The following is a 7960-nucleotide window of genomic DNA, read 5'->3' as shown; positions in this document are numbered from 1 at the left end:
CTCCATGGCAAAGGTGATCGGGATCATCAGGCCAGGGCGCTGATCGGCCCCAGGCCAGGGAGCATGCCGATCACGGTGCCGGCAAAGACCCCGGCGAAGACGTAGGCGATGTTCATCGGCTCCAGCGCGATACCGAAGCCGTACATCAGGTTATTCAGCGATTCCATAGGAGACTCCGGGCCGTGGTCAGAGCGGCAGCAAGCCGGTGGGCAGATAGACGCCCATGATCCGGGTCATGGTCAGGTAGAGAATCAGCACGACACCCAGCGAGGTGGCCATGTTGACCCCATGGCGACGATAGCCGTAGTAAAAGGCCAGCCCGAAAACCAAAGAGACGGAGGACAGCACGAAGCCCACCGGCACCAGCAGCAGCGCGTAGGCCACGATGGCCAGCGTGGTCACGACGACCCGCGACCAGGGCCGCAGCAGCAGCGGGCCGCTCTGCTCGTCGGGGTCCAGTTCCTCTGGCACGTCCTGCGCCCTGGGCTTCTCCAGGAACAAAAGCAGTGACAGGCCAAGCAGGATGAAGCCCAGCACCTTGGGAAACATGTCGGAGTCTATCGGCTTGGCAGCGGAAAGGGGCGAATCTGCCAGGCCATGGCCAGGTAGCCTATCGCTAACACAGCCAGAAGGAGTGCAATGATCTGGTTGGAATTGAGTCGAGTCATGGTGGGACCTCGAGCCAGCGGGGCTCAAGCAGTGCTATGGGTGCGGACGAGAGCCCCGTTGCGGGGCCCTCGCCGACGATAGATCGCGACGGTGTATTAGTCGCCGAGCAGGCCGAGTTCGCTCAGCACTTCGCTGAAAAGCTCCTTCTGCGCATCGAGGAATTCACCGAACGCCTCGCTGGACTGATAGGCGTCGAGCCAACCCAGTTGGTCGCGGGCATCCTGCCAGCCTTCGGTCTCCTGCATGCGGGCGAACAGGTCCTCGTAGTAGGCAACCGCCTCGGCAGGCATGTCGGGGGCACCCATGACACCACGCCAGATATCGAAGGTGTAGTCGATGTCCTGCTCCTGGTAGGTGGGAATGTCGGCCAGGACACCGCCCATACGCTCGGGAGCCGAGACGCCCAGCGCCCTGAGTTCGCTGCCTGCACCCAACTGACCCGAGGCCTCGCCGGCACCGGTGATGACTGCCTCCACGTGGCCACCCATCAGGCTGGTCATCGCTTCGCCGCCGCCGGAAAAGGGAATGTAGTTGACCTCAGCCGCGTTCAGACCGGCAGCCGAAGCCAGGCCGGCAATAGAGATGTGATCCATGGAGCCCGGCGCACTGCCGCCACCGATGCTCAGGCCCGGATTCTCTTCAATGGCCGCGAACAGTTCGTTGAGATCGCCATAGTCGGAGTCGTCACGCACCAGCACGATGGAGTAGTCGGTGATCAGGCGGGCGATCGGCGTGAAGTCGTTGTGGTCGTGGCGGGAGGTGCCGGCCAGCGGAACCAGGATGATCGGCGGACTGGTGGCGAACAGCTTGTGCGGGTTACCGCTGTCGCGGGCGATCTGGGCCCAGGCGACGGCACCACCACCGCCCGGCACGTTGATGGCGGCGAAATTCTGGTCCGCCAGGCCCTCTTGCTGGATCACTCGCGAGGTGGTGCGCACCAGGGTATCCCAGCCACCGCCCGGGTTGGCCGGCGCGATGAACTCGATGGAACGGGTCGGGGTCCATTCATCGGCACTGGCGGCAGTGGATACACCGGCGACAGCGGCCAGCGGCAGGGCCAGCAGCGTCAGGCGCTTGAGGGAAAGCTTGGTAGTCATGGCGTTCTCCGGAGGTCGGCATCTTATTGTGTGATCGTTGTGTGATCGCCCTGGGGCGCTACGCCATGAACGTTAGAAGAGCCCTGTCACAGCCACAAGCTTCTGAACATAAACGACAAATAGTCCTTTGCGACCATTCTGTCCATTTTGTTCACGGACACCGTCGCCGCCGCCCTTTCCCGCTTTGCCAATCCTCCTCGCTATTCCTCGCCAACTGACCTTTTTCTGCTAACCGTCTTCACACCAGGGCGACGTATCGCCCACCACCCGATAGCGACGCTCCGGCCGACCCACATCGCCATAGCCCAGTTCGGCGCCCACCACCTGGACCGAGACCAGGAACTCCAGGTAGCGACGGGCCGTGGAACGGCTGGCCCCCATGGCCCGGGCCACCTCCATGGCGGCCAGCGGCGTCCCGGCGTGCTCCAGCGCCGACACCACGGTACGCAGGGTCAGGCGATCGATCCCCTTCGGCAGACTGCGCACGCCGCCCCCCGATGCCCCCTCGGGACGCAGCCGGGTCAGCGCCCTGTCGAGCTCCTCCTGGCTCATTTCGCTGCGGGCGGTCAGGGCGGCACGCTCACGGCGAAATCGAGCCAGCATCTGGGCCATGCGCGAGGCCTCCACCGGCTTGATCAGGTAGTCGAAGACCCCACCACGCAAGGCCTCGGCGATGGTATCCACTTCACGGGCGGCGGTGATCATCACGATATCCACCTGCAGGTAATCACGGCGCAGCGACCAGAGCAGCTCGAGCCCCTCCACGTCAGGCAGGTAGGCATCCAGCAGGACCAGCTGTACCGCATCGCCCTGCCGGGACATCAGCTCCCGCGCTTCGGTACCGCTTCTGGCCATGCCCACCACCCGAAAGCCTTCGCTCTGCTCAATGAAGGCGCGATGAATGTCGGCAATGCGAAAATCGTCTTCGACGATCAGGATTCCGAGTTCCGCCGGCGGATAGCCCGTTTCGTGCATCTCTCAATACCCCCGCGAAGGCTGTTGCCTCGTCTTGTGGTTATCGTTGCGCTCAGGTCATTTCAGGGCGCTGTCGTGCCCGGTCGTCGCGACTCGCCCGGGTTCCGCCGCTGGCGGACGGCATAGCGTGCGGTCGAGCACGGCAATGAAGCAGGCTCCTCCCAGCTCGCTCTCTTCCAGGGTGATGGCGCCACCGTTCTCCCGGCACAGGCGACTGACCAGGGCCAGGCCGATCCCGTGGTGCTTGCCCGGCTTGGTGGAAAACCCCTCCTGGAAGATCGCCTCCACATGCTCCGAAGGCACCCCGGGCCGTTATCCTCCACCTCGATCAAGAGCTGCTCCCCCAGGTCGGTAAAGAACAGTCTTACCCGCGGCCCCTCATCGTTGCGGCGGTCGCTCTGCAGCGCCGCGTGGCAGGCGTTGTCCAGCAGGTTGCCGATCACCGTCATCAGTACCTCCTGGCCCTTCACGGTGAGCGGCTCGAGCAGCGAGCTCTGCTCATCGATCTCAAGCTGCACGCCCAGCTCCCTGGCACGGGTCAGCTTGCCAAGCAGGGTACCGCTGACCACCGGGTCGCCAACATGCTTCATCAGGAAGGTCATCTGGGCCTGCTGCCGGGCGCTCTCCTGGTGAATCAGCGCGATGGCATCCTCGATCCGGCCGAGCTGGAGCATCCCGGAAATGGTATAGAGCTTGTTGGAGAACTCGTGAGCCTGGGCACGCAGCATGTCCACGTCCCGGCTGGCGGCGTTCAGCGCATTGGAGAGCTCGACGATCTCGCGTCGGCTGCGGAAAGTCGCCACCGCGCCCTCGATCTCGCCCTCGTGGTGGATGGGCACGCGGTTGACCACCACCGGGTGGTCCCCCAGCCACATGTCCTGGTCGAACTGATGCTCGCCTCGCTCCATGACCTCGAGCAGTCGCGAGTTGGGCACGATGTCCTGGATCGGCTGCCCGACCACCGCATGCACCGGCGGCAGGCCCAGGAAGCGCCGCGCCTGCTGGTTGACCAGGGTGATCTGGCCCTCGCGATTCACGGCCAGGATCCCCTCGTGAATCGACTGCAGGATCGCCTCCTTCTCCATGGCCAGGCGGGCGATCTCGTAGGGTTCGAGGCCCAGGATGACCCGCTTGAGATGGCGCGACAGACCATAGGCCCCGGCAAAGCCGAACACGATCATCAGCGCCACCAGCCACCACCCCAGGCTGGTGTGCTCGACCACGTCCATGGCCACCCGATCGAGCATGAAGCCCACCGAGACGATACCGATGATATTGCCCTCGGCGTCGAGAACCGGTGTCTTGCCGCGCATGGCATCGCCCAGCGAGCCGGTGGCTTCCGAAACATAGGATTCGCCATGCAGCAGCGCCCGGTCGTTGTCACCGCCGACCATGGGCTTGCCGAGCCGCTCAGGCAGCGGGTGGGAATAGCGCAGCCCTTCGGTGTTGCCCACCACCACGTAGCGCGCTCCGGTCTCGCGGCGGATGCGCTCGGCAATGGGCTGGATGGTGGCGCTGGGATCGGGGTCGTCGAAGGCAGCGATGAGCTCGGGGATGCTGGCCACGCTAAGCGCAACGGCCAGGGCGCGCTGGCCGATCTGGTCGCTGATGATCTCGCCCTTGCGGTGGTTGAGATAGGCCCCCTGAGCCAGCAGCATGCCGGCCAGCAGAACGCCGACCAGCAACATCACCTGCAGGCGGAAACTCCCCGCGAGCCGCCTGCGGCGGGAGCGCGGACGTTTCATGCGCTGGATTTCGGCTACGACTCGGGAGTGGGACGACATGGCCTGCCTCGTTGATCTCTTGTTTGCATTGTCGCACGCCTGATGAAATTGTCGCATGGCCAATGAAAAGGGGCACACGCCTGGTCGGCGAGTGCCCCATATCCAACAGGGTCGGACAGCTATCCGACGATCATCACCGTCGTCACGAAGAGCGGATCAACCCGCCAGCGTCCGGCGCAGCCGGGGGCTGGCCAGCTCACCGATCAGCGTGACCAGTGCCAGTACCGCCAGCAGCCACGGCCAGTGGGTGGCGAACTCGATGCGGGCGACACCCAGGGCGTCGACGAAGATAACCAGGATGCCCAGTGGGCTGACATAGCGCACCATGAACAGCCAAAGGGCATGCCAGCGCGGCGACAGACCCAGCTCGTCACGGAAGGTCTCGCTCTTCAACACGAAGCCGGCCAGCAGCACCATGCCCAGGCCGCCCAGGGGCATCATCCAGCGCGAGGTCAAGTAGTCGAGCCAGTCGAAGAAGTGACGTCCCGCCAGGGTCCAGTCGGCCCCCAGGTTGAACGACAGCATGGCCATGGTACTGATCAACCACAGCACGATACCCGTACCCCAGGCCGCGGCACGCCGGGAGAGCCCCTTGTTGTCGCACAGCCAGGAGACGGTGGCCTCGACCATGGAGATCGATGAGGTCAGCGCCGCCATGGAGAGCATGACGAAGAACAGGATCCCGAACAGCGTCCCCATGGGCATGGCCTGGAAAGCCAGCGGCAGGCTCATGAAGAGCAGTCCGGGCCCGCCCTCGGGCTCATGCCGTTGGCGAAAATGATGGGGAAGATCGCCAGCCCCGCCATCAGCGCCACCAGGGTATCGGCCAGGGCAACGCTGAAGGTGGTACGCACGATGGAGGTCCGCGCCGGCAGGTAGCTGCCGTAGGTGAGAATCGCCCCGGAGGCCAGCGACAAGGTGAAGAACGCATGGCCCAGGGCAGCCAGCATGCCATCGCTGGAAAGACTTCCGGCATCGAAGGAGAACAGGAAGCGCCACGCCTCGCCGAAGCCGCCGGAGAACATGCCGTAGCCGATCAGGATCAGCAGCATGATCACCATGCCCGGCATCATCCAGGTCACGCTGCGCTCGATACCGGCCTGTACTCCCTTGCCGACGATGAGCATGGTCAGCACCACCACCAGGGTGCTCCACAAGCCCAGGTTGAGCGGATTCTCGTTATTGGCAACGAAGATCGCCACCATGTCGTCGACGCCGGTGCCGGCCAGGCCGCCGGTCAGCATCTTCCACAGGTAAGAGAAGGACCAGCCGGCCACCACCACATAGAACGACAGGATCATGAAGCCGGCCAGCATGGCCAGCCAGCCCAGCAGCGACCAGGCCGATGAGCGGCCCGACTCTGTCACGACTCGGCGTACCGCATCGATGGGGCTGCCACGGCCACGCCGGCCGAAGGCGATCTCCGTCATCATGACCGGCACGCCGACCGCAAGAATACAGGCCAGGTAGACGAGCACGAAGGCGCCTCCGCCGTGCTCGCCGGTGATATAGGGAAACTTCCAGATATTGCCCAGGCCAACGGCAGAGCCGGTAGCCGCCAGCACGAAGCCCCAGCGGCCTAGCCACTGGGCGCGTGGTTGTTGCGAATCGCTCATCTTGTCACCAGGGGTCGTTGTTATACGCTGACACAGCAATATACCTGCCACTTAGCCATAATTGCAGCGTCATTTATCGTTTATTTTTCAATAAATCAGAGATTCAACTATTGTCAGCACAAAAAAGCTCCCGACCCTGAGGAATCGGGAGCCGTTGCTGCGATCAGTCGTCCTTGAGCACACCGCGGCGGATCTGATCCTCCTCGATGGATTCGAACAGGGCCTTGAAGTTGCCTTCGCCGAAGCCATCGTTGCCCTTGCGCTGGATGATCTCGAAGAAGATCGGGCCGATCACGGTCTCGGTGAAGATCTGCAGCAGCACGCCCTCGTCGGGGCCGCCGTCGACCAGCAGGCTCAGCTCGCGCAGCTCCTCGACATTCTCCTCATGGTTCGGCACACGCTGGTCCACCTTCTCGTAGTAGGTGTCAGGCGTGGAGAGGAAGGTCACGCCATTGGCACGCAGGGCGCGCACGGTAGCGTAGATGTCGTCGGTGGCCATGGCCAGGTGCTGGATGCCTTCGCCGTTGTACTCGCGCAGGAATTCAGCGATCTGCGAGGTGTCGTCGGCAGACTCGTTGATCGGAATGTGCATCTTGCCGCAGGGGGCGGTCATGGCGCGGGAGTGCAACCCGGTCTTCTTGCCCTTGATGTCGAAGTAGCGGTTTTCGCGGAAATTGGCGATATCGGTGTAGAAGCTCGCCCAGAAGTCCATCTGGCCGCGGTCTACGTTGTGGGTCAGGTGGTCGAGCACCTGAAGGCCCACGCTGTTGTCCTGGGGGGTACGGCCGGGGATGGGCTCGAAGTCGATGTCATAGATGGTGCGGCCTTCGCTGTCGACCTTGTTGTCGACGAAATAGAGCAGCGAACCGCCGATACCGCGTACCGCGGGGATGCCGACTTCACCCGGTGCCACCTTGTTCTCCACGGGTTCGGCGCCATGGGCGACGGCATAGTCGAAAGCCTGCCTGGCATCGGCCACCTTCCAGGCCATGGCGCAGGCGCTGGGGCCATGGACGCTGGCGAACTCCGCGGCGGGGCTGTTCGGTTCGGCGTTGAGCACGAAGTTCACGTTGTCCTGCTGGAACAGGAACACATCCTTGGAGCGGTGCTTGCGGGTCTCGGTGAAACCCATGCGATTGAACAGCGCACGCAGTTCCTCGATGCCCTCGGGGGTGGGGGCCGTGTACTCGACGAACTCGAAGCCGTTGGTGCCGATGGGGTTCTCTTGGCTGATGGGCGAGACAGTCTTGGCAGGAGCGTTCATGGAAATCCTCCAGGGGTATGGCGCGATGCTTCGCGATTGTTATAGGCACACTGCGGTACCGAAGATGTGCCCCCAGCCTAGTGCCCCACCGCTGCCGCCGAAACGCCCGCATAGCGCCTGGTAACCCTCGCCTGCATCGCCTGCACCCCAGCAGGCGTAAAGCCATGTTGACACCCCGCCGAAGCCGGCCTGTCGCGCCAGAAAGGCGGTGCAAAATCCTGACAGGGCGTAACGAATGTTTTACACCTCAAGTGTCGCGGTCACTCTTGCCTCCGAGCTTATCCTCCACGCTCGTCACCTTGTCGCCCATGCTCTGCTCCCGGTCGGTCCGGGTGCCCAGCTTGATAGTCGTGGTGATGCGCGGCGCCCCCATCTCGTGGACCACCTCATGGCAGCGCTTGACCACCGCCATCACCTCGTCCCACGGCCCTTCGATGTTGGTACCGTAGGCATGCATATGGTGCTCGAGGCCCGAGGCCTGGATGACCCGCTGGCAGGCGGCGATCTGCGGCGAGACCGACACCCCCACGCCCAGCGGTACGACACAGATATCGA

5 protein-coding genes and 3 pseudogenes are annotated in these 7960 nt (G+C 63.7%); all 8 read right to left on the bottom strand.

What is annotated here, in order from left to right; genetic code table 11:
* Positions 1-167, bottom strand: a pseudogene (locus Q427_RS31370) (tripartite tricarboxylate transporter permease); the annotation flags it as partial.
* Between the two features lie 19 nt (positions 168-186).
* Positions 187-549 (bottom strand): tripartite tricarboxylate transporter TctB family protein, encoded by a 363-nt coding sequence (locus Q427_RS14820; protein WP_231613714.1) that lies wholly within the window; start codon positions 547-549, stop codon positions 187-189.
* Between the two features lie 215 nt (positions 550-764).
* Positions 765-1766, bottom strand: coding sequence for a tripartite tricarboxylate transporter substrate binding protein (locus Q427_RS14815; RefSeq protein ID WP_043515271.1), 1002 nt, complete (start codon positions 1764-1766; stop codon positions 765-767).
* Between the two features lie 228 nt (positions 1767-1994).
* Positions 1995-2741, bottom strand: a complete 747-nt coding sequence (locus Q427_RS14810; RefSeq protein ID WP_043515269.1) for a response regulator — start codon at positions 2739-2741, stop codon at positions 1995-1997.
* Between the two features lie 57 nt (positions 2742-2798).
* Positions 2799-4525 (bottom strand): annotated as a pseudogene (locus Q427_RS14805) (ATP-binding protein).
* Positions 4526-4681: 156 nt separating this feature from the next.
* Positions 4682-6141, bottom strand: a pseudogene (locus Q427_RS14800) (sodium-dependent transporter).
* 163 nt (positions 6142-6304) lie between these two features.
* The gene (gene hppD / locus Q427_RS14795; RefSeq protein ID WP_043515265.1) at positions 6305-7405 is read right to left on the bottom strand and encodes a 4-hydroxyphenylpyruvate dioxygenase; all 1101 of its coding nucleotides are present in this window, start codon (positions 7403-7405) and stop codon (positions 6305-6307) included.
* A gap of 247 nt (positions 7406-7652) precedes the next feature.
* Positions 7653-7960 (bottom strand): MTH1187 family thiamine-binding protein (locus tag Q427_RS14790; protein WP_155833579.1); only part of this gene is annotated, 308 nt, incomplete at its 5' end.

It is taken from the genome of Halomonas sp. BC04 (assembly GCF_000568385.1).
This window is presented reverse-complemented; position numbering and strand designations above follow the sequence as displayed.